The 20,261-nt window shown below is 47.1% G+C and carries 13 protein-coding genes; 5 read left to right on the top strand and 8 right to left on the bottom strand.

Features of this window, described 5'->3' with window-relative positions:
- The first annotated feature begins 203 nt into the window (after positions 1–203).
- The 5 genes from ABDW33_RS25775 to ABDW33_RS25755 all read left to right on the top strand — a co-directional run bounded on the left by ABDW33_RS25775 (position 204) and on the right by ABDW33_RS25755 (position 8,290).
- Positions 204–653: a response regulator gene (locus ABDW33_RS25775; RefSeq protein ID WP_343692986.1), complete on the top strand. Its 450-nt coding sequence runs from the start codon at positions 204–206 to the stop codon at positions 651–653.
- 65 nt (positions 654–718) lie between these two features.
- On the top strand, positions 719–1,288 hold the full coding sequence (locus tag ABDW33_RS25770) for a biliverdin-producing heme oxygenase (RefSeq protein ID WP_343692985.1): 570 nt from the start codon (positions 719–721) through the stop codon (positions 1,286–1,288).
- A gap of 44 nt (positions 1,289–1,332) precedes the next feature.
- Positions 1,333–2,844 carry a GAF domain-containing protein gene (locus ABDW33_RS25765; RefSeq protein ID WP_343692984.1) on the top strand — a complete coding sequence of 504 codons (1,512 nt, stop codon included), beginning with the start codon at positions 1,333–1,335 and terminating at the stop codon, positions 2,842–2,844.
- Positions 2,845–2,931: 87 nt separating this feature from the next.
- The gene (locus tag ABDW33_RS25760) at positions 2,932–7,434 is read left to right on the top strand and encodes a chemotaxis protein CheB (RefSeq protein ID WP_343692983.1); all 4,503 of its coding nucleotides are present in this window, start codon (positions 2,932–2,934) and stop codon (positions 7,432–7,434) included.
- Positions 7,435–7,480: 46 nt separating this feature from the next.
- Positions 7,481–8,290: a hypothetical protein gene (locus tag ABDW33_RS25755; protein WP_343692982.1), complete on the top strand. Its 810-nt coding sequence runs from the start codon at positions 7,481–7,483 to the stop codon at positions 8,288–8,290.
- A gap of 126 nt (positions 8,291–8,416) precedes the next feature.
- Here ABDW33_RS25755 and ABDW33_RS25750 read toward each other — a convergent pair whose 3' ends face one another.
- From ABDW33_RS25750 to ABDW33_RS25715, 8 genes are all read right to left on the bottom strand, one after another.
- Positions 8,417–11,566 carry a CusA/CzcA family heavy metal efflux RND transporter gene (locus ABDW33_RS25750; RefSeq protein WP_343692981.1) on the bottom strand — a complete coding sequence of 1,050 codons (3,150 nt, stop codon included), beginning with the start codon at positions 11,564–11,566 and terminating at the stop codon, positions 8,417–8,419.
- 16 nt (positions 11,567–11,582) lie between these two features.
- Positions 11,583–11,888, bottom strand: a complete 306-nt coding sequence (locus ABDW33_RS25745) for a DUF190 domain-containing protein (protein WP_343692980.1) — start codon at positions 11,886–11,888, stop codon at positions 11,583–11,585.
- Positions 11,889–11,906: 18 nt separating this feature from the next.
- On the bottom strand, positions 11,907–12,929 hold the full coding sequence (locus tag ABDW33_RS25740; RefSeq protein WP_343692979.1) for an efflux RND transporter periplasmic adaptor subunit: 1,023 nt from the start codon (positions 12,927–12,929) through the stop codon (positions 11,907–11,909).
- Positions 12,930–12,932: 3 nt separating this feature from the next.
- On the bottom strand, positions 12,933–14,189 hold the full coding sequence (locus ABDW33_RS25735) for a TolC family protein (RefSeq protein ID WP_343692978.1): 1,257 nt from the start codon (positions 14,187–14,189) through the stop codon (positions 12,933–12,935).
- Positions 14,190–14,498: 309 nt separating this feature from the next.
- A complete protein-coding gene (gene xseB, locus ABDW33_RS25730) occupies positions 14,499–14,702 on the bottom strand; it encodes an exodeoxyribonuclease VII small subunit (RefSeq protein WP_343692977.1) in 204 nt (67 codons plus the stop codon).
- Complete coding sequence (gene xseA, locus ABDW33_RS25725) at positions 14,680–16,116, bottom strand: exodeoxyribonuclease VII large subunit (RefSeq protein ID WP_343692976.1); 1,437 nt, start codon at positions 16,114–16,116, stop codon at positions 14,680–14,682. The genes xseB and xseA overlap by 23 nt, the downstream gene beginning before the upstream one ends.
- 313 nt (positions 16,117–16,429) lie before the next feature.
- Positions 16,430–18,295 carry a LuxR C-terminal-related transcriptional regulator gene (locus ABDW33_RS25720; protein ID WP_343692975.1) on the bottom strand — a complete coding sequence of 622 codons (1,866 nt, stop codon included), beginning with the start codon at positions 18,293–18,295 and terminating at the stop codon, positions 16,430–16,432.
- A 34-nt stretch (positions 18,296–18,329) separates the two neighbouring features.
- On the bottom strand, positions 18,330–20,135 hold the full coding sequence (locus ABDW33_RS25715; protein WP_343692974.1) for an ABC transporter ATP-binding protein: 1,806 nt from the start codon (positions 20,133–20,135) through the stop codon (positions 18,330–18,332).
- Positions 20,136–20,261: the final 126 nt, after the last annotated feature.

Genomic DNA, 20,261 nt, shown 5'->3' with positions numbered 1-20,261 from the left:
TTCCTTATCAAATTGCGTTTGTTAATACCCCAAAAAACTACACAAGTATAGATCTCTTTAAAAAGTACCAAGTCCTACCATCCTGATAATCCGGGGTGGTAGGCACTATTATAAGAATTTTATCAATAAAAGTGCTTATTCTGTGTATTCTTGGTAATATGCGACAATTATTAAGTAATTTTATCCGTCAAATTTAAATCTGGATGATCAAGAAGGCGCAACGTACCAGAAAATGTATACTGGTTGCTGATGATGACGCAGACGACCGGGAGCTGATAAAAGTGGCGTTTGAAGAGAGTGGCACGGAAACGGAATTGCGTTTTGTTGAGAACGGAGAGGAGTTAATGTATTACCTGAACAGGCAGGGAAAATATGCGGACGAAGAGAAATACCCCTTCCCAAGTATTATTTTGCTTGACCTGAACATGCCCCGTAAAGACGGTAGGGAAGCATTACGTGAAATTAAAGAACATGCGAATCTTAAGTGGCTGCCCATTATTATTCTGACTACTTCTACCGAAACGAAGGATATTTCCAAATGTTACGAATTGGGGGTGAATAGTTATACCATCAAGCCTTCCAATTTTTCGGACCTGGTCTCATTCACCCGCATGCTGCATACCTATTGGTTTACAGTGGTGCAGCTGCCGTAGAATTAATTCCACATGCGGCAAATCAATATTCATAGTACTTTTAATCATTGTCACATACATAGATAATGATTGAACAGTTAAGAGAAAGTACAGCAGCCCTACATCAGGACCTGGAAAGGACCCTGATCCCGATGATCAAGCACGCAAATTCCCCTGAAGCATATATCAGGCTCCTGCAATTGTTTTATGGATATTACTATCCGCTGGAACAGTATATTGCAGCCCATATTGATACTTCCTTCCCTGGAGGGTTTGAGCACCGCCGCAAGGCTGCCCTGTTATTGCAGGATATCAATGTGATCAATGGTGCGCCATTGGAGCCTCCGGTTACCTGTACTGATATTCCTGTGATTAATGATAACGCACAGGCATTGGGTGCGATGTATGTATTGGAAGGTTCAACCCTTGGCGGACAAGTTATCTGTCAGATTATACAACGGAATCTGCCTACGCCTGAGATAGCTCAGGCTTTATCTTTTTTTAACGGGTATGGTGAGGACACCCGTGCCCAATGGGACAGTTTTGTTCACTACCTGGAAGGCTACCATGGTACAGATGAACAGAAAAAACGTATCGTAGAAGCTGCCGCCGATACTTTCAGGCAATTTAAAGTGTGGGCCGAAGCCAACGCCTGATCCATTTCATTTTACAAATAAACAATACCGGATAACCTGTCTTTATGCAAAAAAAGAACTATGACTCCACCTTTTGTGGCAGTGTTCCTTTACACCAGATTAACCTGATACAACCTTATGGTATACTGATCGTGTTGCAAAGGAGCGATTATAAGATTGTGCAGGTGAGTGAAAACATTGGTGAAGCATTGAATTTGCAGCCTGCGCAGGTAGTGAATACGCTATTGAGTATTTATGTGCCTGATAATCAGTTGGAACAATTGCAAAAGCGGGTTAATGAGGGGATGACAGAAACAGTACCTTTTACCTTGTCTTTTTCATCGAAAGATTACCTGGTACTCATGCAGGTAAACGGAGATGCTGTGATCCTGGAAATGGAAGCACAGAGTACACCTACTGCAGAAAACTCATTTATTACTATTTACCAGCAGCTCAGGTATGCCATGGCTGCTATCAATGCGGCGCCTACTATTGTAGCAGCCTGCCAGATAGCTGCTTCGCAACTGAGGGAATTATCTGGTTACGATAAAGTGATGGTTTACCAGTTTGACAAAGACTGGAATGGTACGGTGATTGCCGAGGATGCAGTACCAGCCATGGAGCAATACCTGGGTCTTACATTCCCGGCATCTGATATTCCCCGGCAGGCAAGGGCTATGTACCTGAAGAATCCTTACCGCCTGATCCCCAACAGGGATTATGTGCCGGTAAGTCTTTACCCCGTTATCAACCCCCTGACGAATGCATTTACAGATCTGTCTGGTTGTAACCTTCGTTCTGTACCGGCTGTGCACCTGGAATATATGAAGAACATGGAAATCATGACATCCATGTCTTGTCGTATATTAAAAGACGGGCAGCTTTGGGGATTATTTTCCTGTCACCATCGCACACCTTATTACCTGCCATATGAGGGAAGGGCACTTTTCGAATTGCTCTCCGGCATCATTGCAGCCAGGATTGTGTCTCTTCAGTATAAAGAAGAGAGTGATGAATATGCCGATCTGCATGATATGCATGCTAAGCTGGTAGAGCAGGTGTACACCAACAATGATCTGCCACATGGCCTGTTGGGACATGCAACGAGTGTGCTTAATCTTTTTAATGCCAGCGGTGCTGCCATGGTATTCAATAAGCGGGTGGAAAGCATAGGCAATGTGCCTGACAAACATGCCCTGAAAGATTTGTTGCTCTGGGTACAAAGTACTGCCGAAAAGGGTGTGTACCAGGAATTGAGTTTGCCATCGGTATATGAACCTGCTGTGCATTATGCTAAAAGTGCCAGTGGACTACTGGTCATCAGTATACAGCCACAAAAAGGGGACTTTTTGGTATTGTTCCGCCCAGAGGTGATCCAGGAAGTGAAGTGGGGAGGTAACCCGGATGAAGCGATCCGTTTTGAAAAAGATAACATACAATATCACCCCAGGAACTCGTTTAGTACGTGGCAGCAACAGGTACGAAATACGGCGCTTCCATGGCGCGAAACCGAGTTGACGATGGCAGAACACCTCCGTAATTTTATATTGGAGTACATCGTGAAGGCAATGAATTAAAGTTTTCCGGGTTAACCTTTTAACAATTTAAAACAAGAGATGGTGCTTTTTCCGGCCCATCATTTGTTTATGGTATAAAACCTTTAGATGAAGAAAGCGAATTACATAGTGGCTATTGGGGCATCTGCCGGTGGACTGGAGGCGATTCATGAATTTTTCGATAACATGCCGGAGTACGGCAATCTATCATTCGTGATTATACAGCATCTGTCATCGGACTATAAGAGCCTGTTGGTGGAGCTGGTCTCCAAACATACCCATATGCAGGTACGTGAGGTGGAAGAAGATATGGCTGTGGAGAATGATTGCGTGTATGTAATTCCTAATAACAGAGACATTATTATAGAGAAAGGCAGGTTGAAGCTGATGCAGAAACCTGTTGAAAAAGCGCCGAATACGGCAATCGATACCTTCTTATTTTCATTAGCAAAAGATCAGGGTCGGCAGGCGATCGCGATTATTCTTTCTGGTACCGGTACTGATGGTACGAGGGGGGCTGGTGCGATTAAGAAAGCCGGTGGCATGGTGATGGTGCAGGACCCGGAAACAGCCAAATTTGATGGCATGCCACGTAGTGCCATCAGTTCTGACAACATCGATTATATACTTGCGCCGGAGTTTATGCCGGGCGAGATTTTCAATTATGTACAGGACCTGCCGCTGCATGTTTTCAATGGTAAAATTGACGAACGTTTGTTGCCGGAAGTCTTCAAACTGGTACAGGAAAGCAGCGGACAGGATTTTCATCATTATAAGTCTCCCACTATCACGCGCCGTATTGCCAAGCGCATGGCGCAATTCAACTTCAAGACCTTAGAAGAATACCTGGAACTACTCCGGCAGAATGCTGAAGAAAGTAAATTGTTAGCGAAAGATTTCCTGATAGGCGTGACCCGTTTTTTCAGGGATGGTACTGCTTTCCAGGTACTGAAGGACCAGGTGTTGGATAAAGTGATTGATGGGAAGGAGGAGGGGGCTATCCTGAAAGTATGGGTCACAGCCTGTAGTACAGGTGAGGAAGCCTACTCAATGGCCATCCTGATAGATCAGATCCTGCAGAAGAAAGGCAAATGGCTGGATGTAAAAATCTTTGCGACAGATATAGACAGTAATGCGATCGAATATGCCGCGAAAGGTACGTATCCCGCAGCTGTGTTGAGAGATGTAGATGCTGGTATTGTGCGGAAATATTTCCTGAAAGAGGATAAGCATTACCAGATTGTGCCCCGCTTACGCAAGCAGATCGTGTTTGCCAGGCATAATATCCTGAAAGATCCACCTTTCATCAAAAATGACCTGGTGAGTTGCAGGAACATGCTCATTTATATGGACAATGTGTTGCAAAGACAGGTGCTGGCATCTTTACATTTTGCCCTGAACACAGGTGGATATCTCTTCCTGGGTACCAGTGAATCAGCTGCGCTGATCAGGGGGGGGCTGGAAGAAGTCAATGCAAAGTGGAAGCTCTATCGTAAAACGGATGCTACCCGTTCCGCACCGCCTGATAACCTGTATAGCCCATTGGAGTATATCCGGCAATCGAGGGAGATGCGACCCAATGCCGGCGGTATGCTGGGGCAGGAGAAGCGTATTGCGATGGACCTGCAGGATGAGTTCAGGGAGGTACTGTCCGACGAATTTGGGTATGCGGCCGTGTACATTGATAAGAACTACGAGATCAGGGAAGCGACCGGTAATTTTAAAAAGTACCTGTCCCTGCCAGATAAAAGATTGAACCTGAACCTGCTGAAAATGGTGCCTTCGGACTTGTCGATGGTGTTGAATATGGCATTGCGGCAGGCCTGGAAAACTACGCAGAAAGCAGCACTGAAAGGTATCAAACTCAATACAAAAGAGGGTATCAGGGTAGTCAATATCCTGATCAAGCCTGATACTGGTAATGGTCAGTATACACTGATTGTTTTGGGAGAAGAGCCAGAAAGAGCGGCCTTATTGTCAGAGCACAAGGAGGAGATGAGTTATCCTGCTGGTGTGAATGACCACATCATGTCGCTGGAGGCTGAGTTGGGCGAAACGCGCACCAATTTGCAGATGGCTATAGAGGGGTTAGAGACTTCCAATGAGGAACTGCAAAGTAGCAATGAAGAGTTGCTGTCTGCCAATGAGGAACTACAATCAAGTAACGAAGAGTTGCAATCGCTGAATGAAGAGTTGCATACTTTGAATACAGAACACCAGCTCAAAATTAAAGAGCTGATGGAACTGAATGACGATATGGACAACTATTTCCGCAGTACTGACATCGGTCAGGTGTTTGTGGATAGCCGGATGCATATCCGTAAGTTCAATCCTGCTGCGGTGAAGATGATCAACCTGATCGCAGCAGATATCGGGCGTCCTATCAGTCATATTTCTACGAATATCCAGCAGGACAGCCTGATTGATGATATCCAGGCAGTAATCCGTCAGAAACATACATTAGAGAAAGAACTGGTCTTGAGCAATGGCAGTATGTGCCTGATGAAGATCATGCCATACATCCGGCAGGATAAACAGATAGATGGTGTAGTGATCACTTTTGTAGATATTACTGCTATCAAGGAACTGGATATGTTGCTGAAAGGTGTGTTCAATGCCAGTACCAGCCTGATTATGGCCTTTAGAGCTATAACCAATCAAAGTGGTAAGGTGACAGATTTCCGTTTATTGACTTCCAATAGTGCAGCTGAAAAGCTGATAGGGAAAGAGGTGCTCATGCACAAGTCACCGTCTATGAAGCAGTCGATACCGCAGCTCATGCAACAGGGATTGTTTGATAAGTATGTACAGGTGGTGGAGGATGGTACGGTATTGCATACGGAAGTGTTAGTAGCGTATAATAAAGACGAGGTATGGTATGAAATGTCGGCGGTGAAAACTTCGGATGGTATTGTGATCACCTGTTCAGATGTGACAGAGAAGAAAGACGCAGAAGAACGTTTACGGCGTAACTACAATGAGCTGGTACAGGCGCGTGAGAGTTTGCGTAACCTGAATGCGGCGCTTGAAGATAAAGTACTGGAACGTACCCGTGAGCTGACGCAGAGTGAAGAGCGTTTCAGGTTAGTATCAAAAGCAACGAATGACTCTATCTGGGATTGGAACCTGACCAATAATACCGTGTGGTGGAGTGATAACTTCTATAATATTTACGGGTATAGCCCGGACCGGGAGTCTTCCAGCCGTACCTTCTGGCTGGAAAAGGTACATCCTGATGACAGGGCCAGGGTGCAGGAAAGCATCAGCCGGGCAGTGAATACGAAGCAGAGTCAGTGGTCAGAAGGTTATCGCCTGCTGAGGGCTGATGGTAGTTATGCACATATCCTGGACAGGGGATACCTGTTGCAGGATGAATATGCTACGCCTTATCGTATGCTGGGGTCGATGCTGGATGTAACGAGCCTGAAAGCGGCGGAGGAACAGGCGGTGATGAGCCTGGAAGAGAAACGTTTCCTGGCGGAATCGATGCCATTGATCCTGTGGACGGCATGGCCGGACGGAGAGATCAATTTTGTGAACCAGCAGTTTATTACTTACACCGGGCTGGCCCTGGAGAAGATCCGGGATGCTGGTTGGGAAAGTATATTACATCCGGATGATGTGCCGGTATGGAGCCGTACCTGGAATAATGCGCTCCGGAAGAAGGAGGACTTTTCGCTGGAGGTGCGGATCCGTCGTAGTGATAATCAATACCATTGGTTTCTGTTACGTACGCGGGTACAAAAGGATCCGGGTGGTACCGCTATCCTGTGGGTGGGTACAAACACAGATATCCATGAGCAGAAAATGCTGGCAGAGTTGATGGAGCAGCGGGTGCAGGAGCGTACCAATGCCCTGCAAAAGGCAAATTATGAATTGGAATCAAGCAATGCAGAGTTGCAGCAATATGCCTTTGTAGCGTCTCATGACCTGAAAGAGCCGTTGCGCAAGATCCATATGTTTGGCAATATGCTCAGGGAGCGTTACCAGGACCAGATGGAGGAGAAGGCGGTCGATTACCTGAATAGAATTATTAATTCTTCGAGCAGGATGACAAATCTGATCAATGATTTGTTAAGATTTTCCCGCTTGTCCCAGATGAATTTCTTTGAGAAAGTGCCTTTAGAGACGATCATAAAGGAAATTTTGTCTGACCTGGAGGTATTGATACAGGAAAAGAATGCAATCGTGACAGTGGGGCAGTTGCCTACTATAGAGGCGGTGCCTTCGCAGATACGGCAGGTATTCCAGAACCTGCTGAGCAATGCCTTTAAGTTTTCCCGCAAGGATGTGCAGCCGATGATCAGTATAATGGCGACCCGGGTGAAGGAGAAAAAGTTTGATAGTGTGTCAGATCCGGATGGGCCATATGCGTGTGTGACGATTGCAGATAACGGGATAGGATTTGATGAGAAGTACCTGGATAAAATTTTTGTACTCTTCCAACGTTTACATACTAAGGATAAATATGAGGGAACTGGCATAGGACTTGCGGTTACGCGTAAGATCATTGAAAAGCACCACGGTATCATTACAGCACATAGCCGTGAAAAAGAAGGAGCTACCTTCACTATTATCCTGCCTGTGAAGCAGGATCAGGAAATAGGGTGATCTTTTTTAATGCCAACATATTAATAGAAGTCCTTATTTTTGAACCATGACAAAGAAGAGTGTAATTTTCACATTTGCCAGCTTTATTTTTGGAGCTTCGGCGTTTGCTCAGAGTAAAACTACGGTTGGAATCCTCCGTTTTCAGTCCAATGCTTCTCAGAATACGAACAATGTGACCGCCATCCAGGATGCGGTGTCAGATGTATTCCTGAAAAACAAGCGTTTAACGGTCGTTGCTCAAACTGATACTTCTTTTGAACAATCCAAAGCGGCTGGTGCTCAATTTATTATCTCCGGCAATATTGCGAAAGCGACGATGGAGATGCGGCAGACCAATGTACCGATTGTAGGTACGACCAATACAAATGTGGCAGAGATTTCCTTTACTTTAAATGTAACAGATGCGGGTCGTGGGGATGTAATTGCCACCACGACAGTGAATGCTACGGGGAAGGGAAAGAATGCGTATGATGGTGCGATCAGTGATGCAAAATCGCAGGTGGAGAAGTTTATGAAAGAGAACTTTAAGCTGACAGTATCTATAGCGGAAATTGAAGATAAGAACAGCCTGGGTGCCGCTACGTCGGTATTGATAGCTGGAGGAACGTTGTTAGGGCTGAAGGTGAATGATGAGTTCAGGGTGTACGAAGTGACAGAGCTTACGGTAGATGGAAAGGTGATGCAGCGTAAGAAGACTTTGGGTAAGATAACGGTGACGAAGGTAGAAGATGAGCACTTTTCAGTAGCGAATGTAGTAGAGGGCGGTGTGGATATCACCAAGAAAGTGGGAGAGAAAGCGAACCTGAAATGTGAGTTAGAGAGTGAGCCTTCAGGGTTGTTTTGGAAAAAGAACTAAATGAATGAAATGATAAAAAAGCCCTTCGCAATTTGCGAAGGGCTTTTTTAGTTTAAAAAGGAAAGCCGCTCCTTTCGAGGCGGCTATTTCCTGTACTGCTCATTTTAACACTTATACTGTTCTATACTATTCAATTTCTTCATCGTCTTTATTCACAGTCTTTGCTTTCCTGTTTCTTTCCACCCATGCATACAGTGGTGGGATTAACAGTGGTGCAAAGATCAGTGTACTGGTCAGACCACCGATGATCACGGTTGCCAATGGGCGTTGTACATCCGAACCAATGCCTGAAGATGTCGCTGCGGGAATCAGACCAGCGATCGCCACAATCAGGATGGACAACAATGCACTCAGCTGTTCCTTAGCGCCCAGGAAGACGCTGTCCTGCAAGGTATGATCGGGTTTCTCCCGGAGCCGGTTGATAGCGGACACCAGGAGTACTCCTGCCATTACCGAGATACCAAAGATGCTCACAAAGCCCACACCTGCCGATACGTTAAAGTGATAACCACGGATGAGGAGTGCGACGATACCGCCTGCCAGTGCGAAGAGGATACAACTTACCGTGACGATGGTTTGAGGCATATTCCTGAAGAGGATAAACAGTACCAGGAACACCATGATGATGGTGAGCGGAATGGTGAAGGATAATTGCTTACCGGCACGCTCCAGGTTTTCGTACTGACCACCATAGATGATGGAGTAGCCTTTTGGAATATGCAGTTTTGCATTGATCTTTTCACCTACTTCACTTACGAATCCGCCCTGGTCGCGGCCACGGATGTTTGTTCTTACCGTTACCATGCGTTTACTATTGTACCGATAGATGTTCGTCTGCCCCTGTACATAACTGATATCAGCCAGCTGGTTCATTGGAATCAATGCACCGGTAGCGGAAGGAACCTGTAAGTTTTTCACAGACTCAATGGTGCTACGTTCACCAGGCGTATAGCGGATGACGAGATCGTAACGTTTGGTACCATCATATAAAGTAGAGATGGTTCTACCACCGATCGCGGCTTCGATCATCCCCTGGATATCTGCGACATTGATACCGAAGCGTGCGGCATTTTCACGGTTAATATTGATAGCGATCTGTTCCTGCGGACCTTCCTGTTCGATATTCACAGATTCAGAACCCTGCATATGTTTTACGATATCGGCAATGGTATCTGCTTTTGCGCGCATCATGGTGAGGTCATCACCCACGATAGAGATGGCAAGGTCTGCGGCACTACCTGTTACGATCTCCATTACCTGGTCAATGATTGGCTGACCGGATGAGAATTTCACAGATGGCATCGCTTTTTCCAGGTCATGCCGGATATCTGTGACCAGTTGTTTTTTAGAGATTGTATCACTCCACAGTTTATATTCTTTCAGGCCTACGAGGATCTCGTTACGGTTGGTAGGGAATGGGTCTGTACCATCGTCATTACGTCCTGCCTGTGTGATGACAAATGCAATCTGCGGGTATTTGGCGATGACTTCCCTGATCTTAGGGGAGTATTTTGCATTCTCCTGGATGGTGATACCTGCGGGGAAGTTACCACGGAGGAAGATGGAGCCTTCGTCCAGTTCGGGTAGGAACTCAGAACCGAGGTTCGCACCAAATAGTACCAGGATCACGACTACTGCAAACCCTGCCAGTACTGTCGTTTTCGGGCGTTTCAGGGTTTTACCCAGCAATTTTCCATACTGTTTGCTCAGGAAGTCCAGCACAATGTTCTTGTGCTCCTTCATTGGTTTGTCAGTATTATTAAATGCTTTTTTGAATGCGAAGGAGATCAATACGGGAATGAGGGTGAGTGCTGCCAGCATGGAACCGATCACCGCAAAAGCCAGTGTCAGTGCCATTGGAGAGAACAGTTTACCTTCTACGCGTGTCATCAGCAGGATGGGCATATAAGCCAGGATGATGATGGTCACGGAGAAGAAGATCTCACGGCCTACTTCCTGTGAAGAGCGGAGGGTGAGGGCGATGATACCCCGTTTCTTTTCTTCCGCCGGTGCCGTTCGGTAGGTACGTATGAGGTGCTCAGCCATGACGCAGGCGCCGTCTACGATGATACCGAAGTCGATCGCACCGAGTGATAAGAGGTTGGCAGGAATACCTGTTAACCGCATGAGGATAAAGGCGAAGAGGAGTGAGAAGGGGATGGTGAGTGCTACGACCAGTGCGCTTCTCAGGCTACCCAGGAAGAAGATCAGGATGATCACTACGATAGACACCCCTTCTAACAGGGTATGGCCTACGGTTTCCAGGGAGTGGTCGATGAGGAAGCTGCGGTCATACAGGGTACGGAGGTGTACGCCTTTGGGCAGTTCATCTCTTTCCAGGTCTTTGATCCTTTCTTTCAGGATTTTCAGTACTTCACTTGGGTTTTCATACCTGCGCAGCAGAATGATACCTTCCACGCCGTTGCTTACATTGGTCTTAGTGGAGTTGAAAGTATAGCCCATTACACCGCTTGGAGGAGGAGGTGCAACTTCTACGGTTGCCACATCGCGGAGGTAAACGGGGTTACCGTTGGCCGCTTTGAGTACGATATTGCGAATGTCTGCTTCCGTTTTTACGGCACCGAGACCACGTACAGCAAATCCCTGTTCACCACGGCTGATCACGTTACCACCTGTATTCTGGTTATTCTTTTGCACGGCGTCGATCACATCCTGCAGGGTCAGGTCGTATTTACGTAGTTTGTCGGGAGCGGTGAGGATATGGAACTGTTTGAGGGGGCCGCCGAAGGTGGTAATATCTGCGATACCTGGTACTTGCAGGAGATAGGGTTTGATCACCCAATCCTGCAGGTCGCGGATTTCGGTAGGGGTATAGCCGGGAGGAGCTTCTACAACATAACGGAGGATTTCACCTACGGCAGTTGTGAGAGGGGCAAGTTCCGGAGTGACGCCATCGGGAAGTTCGGCGGCGGCCAGTCTTTCATTCACCTGCTGGCGGGCGAAGTAGTCGTCCGTACCATCGGTGAAGGTGAGCTGAACAACGCTCAGGCCGAAGATTGTACGGCTACGGCGGTCAAGCACATTTGGCGTGTTTTGCAGCGCCCTTTCGATGGGTATGGTCACTTGTTGTTCAACCTCTTCAGCAGCGCGGCCAGGATACTGAGCCACGATGATGACGTTGGTGTCGGCGATATCCGGGTAGGCTTCAATTTTCAGCTGGGTAAAACACCAGTAGCCGATACCCATCAGGCCAAGTCCCATCAGGATGACAACCCACCTGTTTTTTAAAGAGAATATTAAAAGGTTACGAATCATTGTCGGAGAATTTCGGTCAAATCTGGAATCGTTCTACTTTGCTGGTAATAATGAACCCGCTGGAGACCCGCTTGCGCAGTTCCTTCAGGGTATGCAGCACTTTTTCTTCTTCATCGATGAAGGTGATCATGATGGGTGGTTCATCGAAGCTGAAGATGCTGTCGGGGCGTTTCAGCTGATGGTGTTCTCCAAATCCGATCACTCCACGGAAGGCGGTGGCGCCGGCTACTTTTTGCTTGAGCAGGAACTGTACAATGAATTCGTACAGTGGTTGGGAGCCATGAACTTCATCTTTATCTATATAGATCTGTGCTTGTAACATTGTGGTTAAGTTTTTTTATTAGTATCCGAAACTTAAGCCTTTCAGCTGCATCACACCTTTGATCACTACGTTGTCGCCATTCTGAAGGCCATTATAGACAGCTACGCGGTCGCCGATCTGCTGTCCTGTGCTCACTTGTTTTCTGACGAATGTGGTAGGTGTTGTTTTTACAAACACGTAGTTCACACCTTCAGCCGTGATGAGCGCATCTCTTGTTACATTGATCGAGTTGGTTCCTGCTTTGTTCGTTGCGGTGACGGTAAAGTTCACCATCGCAAACATACCCGCACGGATCTCTGAATCCGGGGCTGAGAGCCGGATACGTAGTTTCACCATACGGGTAACGTTGTCGATCACATCGGCGATGGCTTCTACTTTTCCTGCCAGTGGTTTATCGGGAAAAGAGGAAAGTATAACAGTGCAGGCGGTTCCTTTACTTACGTTAGTCAATTGTGTTTCCGGGATATCACAGATCACGAACGCGTTGCCTGGAGCAGCGGCACGGAGAATTTCGGGATCGAAACCACCTGCTTTCAGTCCGGATTCGTGTTCTATGAGCTGTGCTTTTTCGTTGGCCAGGTTGGTTTGTTCCATGGCCAGGTTGGATTTAGCTTCGAGCAGGTCTTTGCCGGAGGCAGCGCCGTGGTCGAAGAGATCCTGGGTGCGGTCCAGTTCTATTTTACGTTGCTTGATATTGATCTCAGCGATATGATTCACATTGATTTTATGTTGTACCAGCTGGGTGTAATCGCTTTCCAGGTCTGGATTATCGAACAGTACCACATTTTGCCCACCTTCCTGGGAGCGGACTACAGTCGCCGCTACCTTGCCTGGCGCGTGCAGGGTACCGCTCAGGGCGGAGTCACCTACAGGTTCAGTGGTGAAGAAGTTGGCAGAAGCGGTATCGGGGAAGGTGATCTGCTGCCCGTTGTTAGTGATGGCAGGACCGGGATCGTCCGTCACTTCTTTTTTATGTTCTTTCTGACCACATCCTGCCAGCAGGAGGGAGGCCACTAAAAAATATCCGGTAATGCGTTGCATAAATTATAATTGGTTTATAAGGCCCGTAGCGAATAAAAGTTGAATATAGCTTTGATAGTAAGATTGTAATCCGTCGTAGTACAGCAGCCGGGTGTCGTACCAGTTACGCTGTGCATCGAGGAAGTCGATGATGGTGGTACCACCGCGGAGGTAGGCATACTTTACGTTGTCCAGGATCTGCTGGGATTGATTCAGGATACCGCTGAACTTAGCCAGGTTTTGTTTTTGCAGCTGGTAAGTATTGTAAGCAGTTGTTACTTCCGTCTGGATCGTGCGTTGGGTGGTATTCAGTTCCTGGTTAGCCTGTTGAGCCATTACATATGCTTTTTTGATCTCTCCCTGGTTCCTGTTAAAGAAGGGCAGGTCGATGGCAGCATAGAAGCCGATGTAAGGCACTGCATTCTGTGGGTTGTAGATGATCCCTACTGTTGGTTGTGGAACGGCCAGTGTTTTCTGGTAGTTTACATAGCTGTTGCGCTCGTCGATAGTGCTCCTGGCCAGGGTGATATCTGAGCGGTTGTTCAGCGTCTGGGCGATGAGGCTATCCAGCGTGGCGCTGGGTGCAATTGTCTGTACGTCGCTCAGGGTATCGATATCCACATTGCTGGGGATACCGGTGAGGAGGCGCAGGTTTTGCAGTTCGTTCATGTAATCCTGCTGGAATACGCTTAGCTGCAGGTTGTACTGATCCAGCAATACTTTGGTACGGGCCAGGTCTGTCTGTGTGATCACCTGGTTCTTGTAGCGCAGTTCATTGATCTGAACGAGGGTATCGAGGTTGCTTTTACTGTCCTGCAGGAGGGCGAGTCTTTTTTTGAGCACCCAGCAGGTGATCCAGCTGTTACCGACGTTAAGGGAAAGGTTGCGTACATTTTCCTGGTATTCATTGTCCGCTACTGTCACATCCTTAGAAGCTGTTTCAATTTTGTACTTACGCTGGTTTGGCCACTGAACGGGTTTAGTGAGCTGATACCATACCTGTCTGTTGGAATTGGAAGACCAACGGGTATTGGGGGCGAAGCGGGCAGAATTGGCCAGTTGTAAGGTCTGGTTGTTCAGGTTGGGATTAGGCCGGAGTTTGGCGGTCACTACATCGGCCTGTGCGGCGGCGATGTTCATGTACTGGGCCTTAAGTACCGGGCTGTTGGTTCTGGCGGTATCGATAGCCGCTGCCAGGGTGAAGTTGGTTTGGGCGACAGCAACATAGTGGATACATGTGAGTATACTGGTTACTACAGCCAATAGGAAGAGCTTCTTCATGAGATGCTGTTTGTTCGCATTTAATTAGTCAATAATTGCAAATTTCAATAATGGGCTGAATGCTTTAAAGAGGGGTGGTTGATTTTAACCCCATTTTAATGATATTATTAAAAAGGGAATAACAGATTTTGCGAAGGAAATGTTTGATGGGCAAAGGATTGGTAATAATGGAGGGCTTAAAGGGAGATTAAAAATAGGGGGTAGGCGGGTTACCTTTTAGGGCTGTTTTGGGGCGGGGCGGGTCCGGTAGGTTATCAAAAACTGCGGGTTTGTATACCACGGCATTGGGCCGGGGCATACAAACAGGATTTATTGGGTGATGGTCATTTGCTGGATAATGTTTTCAACTTCCGCTTCTGTGGCCCTTAACCTGGCCTGGCAAAAGGTGATGAGTTCTGACGCGCGTTTCACCCTGGCTGCGAGCACATCTACAGAAACGGATTCCGTTTCTATTTCCCGGGCTATCTGTTGCAGTTCTTTATAAGCTGCTTCATATGTGAGATTCGTTTCCATCTGAGTTGATTGTGTGAATAGTGGCCTGTACGGAGGCATCTGCCATTTGTACGGTGATGTCTTCTCCTATTTGTAAGGCGGTGGCATTTGTAATTAGTTTACCCTGGTGATACACCAGTGCAAACCCTTTCTGTAATAAGGCCGTTGGGCTCATGAGGCGTACAACGGTTTCGTGATGTTGCAGCTTTTGCTGCTGATGTTGCAGCAGTTTACGGCTAAAGGCATCTATGTTTTGCCGGAGATGGGACAGGTCCTGTAGTCTCGAGGCAGTTAATTGTTTGGGTTTGGATAACACCTGTCCTGACAACTGCATCATCCCGTTCCTTTGCTTCAGCAGCAGGTGGCGGGCTTGCTGTGGTAAGAGCTGGTGATAGCGGATCAGGCTTTCTTTCTGCCGGTTCACGGCATCCCTGCTCCTGTTGATGATGGCATTGTTGAGGGCTGCCAGCTGTTGTTGTTTGCCGGAGACGGATTGTTGTAAGCGAATGATCAGTTGTTGCTGTGTGTGGATCAGGGTATCTTCGAACAGCCTGTTATGCGCAATGATCAGTTCAGCGGCACGGGTAGGGGTTTTGGTGGCGGTATGGGCCATCAGGTCGGTGATGGTTTCATTTTTATGATGGCCGATGCCGGTGATGACAGGGATTGGAAATCCTGCCACGGCCTTGCCCAGCTGGAATTGATCAAAAAGTAGGAGATCGGTCTGTGCGCCACCTCCCCTGATAATCACTACGGCATCATAGGATTTGCCCGAATCTTCCACTGCCTGGAGTTGAGCGCAAACCTGTGCTGCATTTGCTTCCCCCTGCACGGTAGTAAAATAATTGTCGGTATGAAAAATATAACCATGGGCGTTGGCCTGCAGGGTATGCATAAAATCCTGGTAGCCGGCGGAGGAAGGGGAGGAGATGACAGCAATCTTTTGGAGGACAGATTTGAGCCGGAGTTTTTTATTGTGGGTAAGGTAGCCTTCTGCGACTTGCAGTACAATATCGCCACACTCATTTACAAGGCGTTGTAAAGTGGCTTGTTTCTGTTGTTCCAGCTGTCCGATGGTATAGCTGGGGTCTATGTCCAGCAGGGACAATTTGAGTCCGTATACGGCATGGTATTCAACCTGCACCTGGATCAGTACATGCATATCGTTGCCAAAACGCTGCCCGGTAGTGGTTTCGAAATCCCTGATGCGCTGGCTGCCGTTTCCCCATGCGGTAGCGGCGATCTTTGCAGTCAGCTGATGGGTACGGGGATCTTTCTCCACCAGGTCAAAGTAGTGATAGCCTTTGGCAGGATAAAAGGAGTGGCTGGTAATATCGGCCACCACCCAGCTGCTTTGACGGGAGAAGGCATTTTTGATGGTGCCCTGGATGTGGGCAGCGAGTTGTGATAACGTTATGTATGGTTGTGTGCTCAAAGTGAGTACAAAGGTAGTAACAAAAACGACTGCCTGGAAAGGCAGTCGTTTATAATAATTCCACGTTATGAAAACAAATCCATAAAAAGCTTCAGGCTGCTTTTTATTCTAAAACAATATTAGGAAGATGGGCACTTAAATCAGTTAATGACTGGTTAAAGTATTCATCATTAACATTTTATTAGCGAGTAGCAGGCGGGGCGGCAGGGAGTAATATTAGTCGATCGACTATTTTTTGCACCGGTAAACGGCAAAAAAAAATCGCTTTTACCTGGGGCAAAGCGATTCTTTATGGGCTTGTAACGTGTTTACTTTAAACTAAAGTGGCCAGGAAGACATCGAGGCTTTCTTCTTTCTGGAGGTTTAGTTTTTGTTTGAGGCGATACCGTGCCATGCGTATACTTTTAGCTTCTACAGCGAGGCGGGAGGCAATTTCTTTGTTAGTAAGCCCCATTCGTATGTAGGAACAATATTTCAGGTCTAGCCTGGTGAGGTTTTCTTTTGCCCGCTGTTGTAAGCGATTGAAAAACTCGGGATCGATCTCTTTGAAATCGGCTTTGGCGGCTTCAAATTCTTCGTCCATTTTCCGGCTATCAGAGATGATCCGGTCCATTTGTCGTAATAGCGGATCAGTGCCGGATATAGTGGTTATTTTCTTTTGTAAGGTTTGCAATAACTCATTCTTTTCTTCCACCTGCAGGGCACCTGCGAGCAATTCTTTCTGTAATCTTTCCTGTCGCTCGTGCAATAATAGTTGTTCTGCTTCCAGTCTTGCTCTTTCTTCTGCTTCCAGTTTTAATTGCAGTTGTGCGTCATGTTTTTCGAGTTCTAACAGTTGTTGATTTTGCAAACTGGCTTTCAACCTGAAATGATAGGATCTGAAGAAGAAGATGAGTGCAAAGATGGCGGCTATGGCGAGGGAAATATAGAAGAAATTCAGTTCTTTGCTAAAGGCGGCTTTCTGTTGTAGTAACTGTAATTCTTTCTCTCTTTTTTCTGCTTCATATTGTGCGCTCAAACGTTTGGCGGTAGACAGTCTTTCCTTGTCAAATGCCTGTGCGAAATAGTCGACGTACTGTTTGTAATACTTCAAAGCTTTGGCTGTATTTCCCTGTTTTTCTGCCACGGCGGCTAGTGCCTGCATGAGGTGTGATTTGACCTGTGCACCACCGGCGGGATAACTTTCAAGTGTATAAAAGGCGGTGAGTAGCAGGTTTTCTGCTTCATTCAGGTTGCCTGCAGCAACAGCGATGTCGCTTAACATGCCGTAGCAGTTTGCCAGGATTTCCTGTTGATCGGTGGCTTTTGCATAATCTGTGGCCATATACAGGTAATGCATGATGCTGTCTTTTTGATCAGGCCAGTATTCTGCAAACATATTGGCGGTATTCAGCGACAGGATGGCTGGAGCGCTGCGCGTAACTAATCGTCCGTTCTGTGTGCTGATGATCTGCAAAGCCATCCTGTTATAATACAATGCGGAGTCGAGCAGGTATTTGTGAGCGGAATCTTTCTTTTCCCTGTACCTGTATTCCAGGTAGGTGGCCAGTGCCTGGTATCCATTTACCAGGTCATCCGGTTTCTGTGTCTGCATTGCGGTAGAAAGCGCCAGTCTTGCATATTTCGCTTGTCCATCCAGGTCATTCCAGTCACCATATGTTGCAGCTGTGAAGTAGTAGATGGTGGGTTCGCAGGTCAGGGTTTTTTGTCCGTCCAGTACGCGCAGGGCTTCGAAGAAATAATGTACTGCGCTGTCTTCCTGTTGTTCTATAATATGTAGCCAGCCTTTGCGGTAATATGCCAAACCGAGCGCCTGTTTGTCGCCTGATTTACGTGCGAGGTATAGTGCGCTATCCATGGCTTTGTTGGCCAGTGAAAAGCTATCGTTGAGTGCATAATGCTGTGTGAGGTTGCTGAAAATATTAGCCCTGTACTTCAGATCTTTGAGGCCTGCGCTTAGTGCCAGTGCCTGTTGATTGAGCATGATGGCTGCCTTCATATCTTTATTGGCAGTGATGCGTGCCATCATGGAGGTACCGGTGACGCGGTCTTCCAGCGGTAAGTCCTTGCGGGATAATAAGCTTTGTAGTGAATCAATGAGGATTGTCTGTGCATAAAGTGGCATTTGCAGGCACAGTAATACAATCAACAGGATATGGTATTTTCTTTTTTGGGTCATATGACAAAAATAATGAGTATTCACGAGTATTCACTCAACTGACCACTCTTCGCTCCCCGATCTGTTGTCTCCACATGGCATAGTATAATCCTTTGATGGTCAGCAATTGTTCATGCGTACCAGTTTCCACGATCTTTCCCTTTTCAAGTACATAAATGGTATCGGCATGCATAATTGTGGATAACCTATGTGCGATGAGTATATTCAACTGCTCCCGGGAGGCCGAAATAGACCTGACAGTTTCAGTGATGGCTTCTTCCGTGAGCGAGTCGAGTGCGGATGTTGCTTCGTCAAAGATCAGTAGCCTGGGGTGCCGGATTAAAGCCCTGGCAATGGATATGCGTTGCTTTTCGCCGCCGGAGAGTTTAAGTCCTCCTTCACCCAGCAGGGTATTCAAACCCTGTGCAGAGCGTTGCAGCAAGGGTGTTGCTGCTGCCTTCTGCAAGGCTTCGATCATTTCTTCTTCGGTAGCATCTGGTTTTACAAACAATAAATTGTCCCTGAAGGTGCCTGCAAACAGTTGTGTTTCCTGCGATACAAATCCTATCTGCCTGCGCAGCTGGTTGTAATGAATTTCGTCGGATGCGACATTGTTGAAATAGATATGGCCTGATACAGGCTGATAGAGGCCCAGCAATAATTTCACTAAAGTTGATTTGCCGGAGCCTGAGGGGCCTACAAAGGCGATGGTTTCTCCTAGTTGGGCCTCGAAACTGATATCATCCAGTGCATTTTGTGCTGCGGTCTGGTGGCGGAATACAATGTGATCGAAGCGTATTTTCTCCAGGTCGCCCAGTGCTACGGGTATCTCTGGTTTTTCTTCGACGGGCTTTTGCATGAGCTGGTCGAAGAGTTGCAGGGAGCTTTCAGCTTCCCTGTAGAAGAGAATGATGTTTCCCAGTTCCTGCAGCGGGCCGAAGATGGTGGTAGAGAGGAACTGCATGGCGATCAGTTCACCGGTGCTCAGCACTTTATGAAAGATCAGCCAGAGCAGGATGAAGAGAATGGATTGGCGGAGCAGGTTGAGGGTGGTGCCTTGTAAGAAAGAAAGCGTTCTCACCTGTTTCACCTTTTTCATTTCCAGGTCGAAGATGTTCCGGGTGAAGGTGCGTAATCGCCTGATCTCAGGAAACGTCAATCCCAGGCTTTTTACGAGTTCTATATTGCGCAGTGACTCTGTGATAGAGCCGGATAGTTTGAGTGTCTCTTTGTTGATGCTACGCTGTATTCTTTTCATTTTTCTACTCAGGGCACTGGTCAGTGTACCTAACACACCTACCCCTACGAAAAATACAGGTACCAGCATCCAGTTTTTGTGGAAGGCATACCAGGTGAGTACACCGACGCCTACGAGGGAGGAAAACAGGATGTTGATAAAAGCGTTGAAAAAACGTTCAGTATCGTTTCTTACTTTTTGTAACAGTACGACTGTTTCACCACTTCGTTGTTCTTCGAATTCCTGGAAGGAAAGCCGCAATGTTTGTTTTAAACCGTCGTTGAAGATCTGCATACCGAATCGCTGTACGATCAGGCGCATGACGTAGTCCTGCAGGGAGCGGGCCAGCCTGGCTACCATGGCTATTGAAACGGCGATGGCTAGCCAGAAGAGCACACCTTTCACCAGTACGGTTTCAGTTCTGTTGCCGGGGTGCAAAGCATAATTGTCGATGATTTTACCAAAGATGATGGGGTCATACATGGTGGCCACCTGGGCGATGCCTGCCAGCACTAGTGAGAGCACGATCATCCAGCGATGAGGGCGCATGTATTGCCAGAAAATTTTCATGCGAATAGAGGGGGCAAAAACTACACCATGATGTTCCTGCTGGCAATATGCCATATTTCCGGCAGGAGGTGGCAGTTATCTATTTTGCCAGTCCGGACGTGGTGGACGGTTAATGAGCGGTACATCCTCCTGTTTTTGAGTAATATTATTTTAACCATTCCCTGCCTAAATCTGTCATAA

The sequence above is a fragment of the Chitinophaga sp. genome, assembly GCF_039596155.1.
Lineage (GTDB): Bacteria > Bacteroidota > Bacteroidia > Chitinophagales > Chitinophagaceae > Chitinophaga.
The sequence above is the reverse complement of the archived record's forward strand: the minus strand, read 5'-3'. Positions and strand labels throughout refer to the sequence as shown.

Bases quoted from the DNA above. Each gene is read 5' to 3' on its own strand.
- ABDW33_RS25735 (WP_343692978.1), bottom strand. From the start codon at position 14,189: ATGAAGAAGCTCTTCCTATTGGCTGTAGTAACCAGTATACTCACATGT.
- ABDW33_RS25765 (WP_343692984.1), top strand. From the start codon at position 1,333: ATGCAAAAAAAGAACTATGACTCCACCTTTTGTGGCAGTGTTCCTTTA.
- ABDW33_RS25745 (WP_343692980.1), bottom strand. From the start codon at position 11,888: ATGTTACAAGCACAGATCTATATAGATAAAGATGAAGTTCATGGCTCC.
- ABDW33_RS25770 (WP_343692985.1), top strand. From the start codon at position 719: ATGATTGAACAGTTAAGAGAAAGTACAGCAGCCCTACATCAGGACCTG.
- ABDW33_RS25755 (WP_343692982.1), top strand. From the start codon at position 7,481: ATGACAAAGAAGAGTGTAATTTTCACATTTGCCAGCTTTATTTTTGGA.
- xseB (WP_343692977.1), bottom strand. From the start codon at position 14,702: ATGGAAACGAATCTCACATATGAAGCAGCTTATAAAGAACTGCAACAG.
- ABDW33_RS25715 (WP_343692974.1), bottom strand. From the start codon at position 20,135: ATGGCATATTGCCAGCAGGAACATCATGGTGTAGTTTTTGCCCCCTCT.
- ABDW33_RS25720 (WP_343692975.1), bottom strand. From the start codon at position 18,295: ATGACCCAAAAAAGAAAATACCATATCCTGTTGATTGTATTACTGTGC.
- ABDW33_RS25760 (WP_343692983.1), top strand. From the start codon at position 2,932: ATGAAGAAAGCGAATTACATAGTGGCTATTGGGGCATCTGCCGGTGGA.
- ABDW33_RS25775 (WP_343692986.1), top strand. From the start codon at position 204: ATGATCAAGAAGGCGCAACGTACCAGAAAATGTATACTGGTTGCTGAT.
- ABDW33_RS25740 (WP_343692979.1), bottom strand. From the start codon at position 12,929: ATGCAACGCATTACCGGATATTTTTTAGTGGCCTCCCTCCTGCTGGCA.
- ABDW33_RS25750 (WP_343692981.1), bottom strand. From the start codon at position 11,566: ATGATTCGTAACCTTTTAATATTCTCTTTAAAAAACAGGTGGGTTGTC.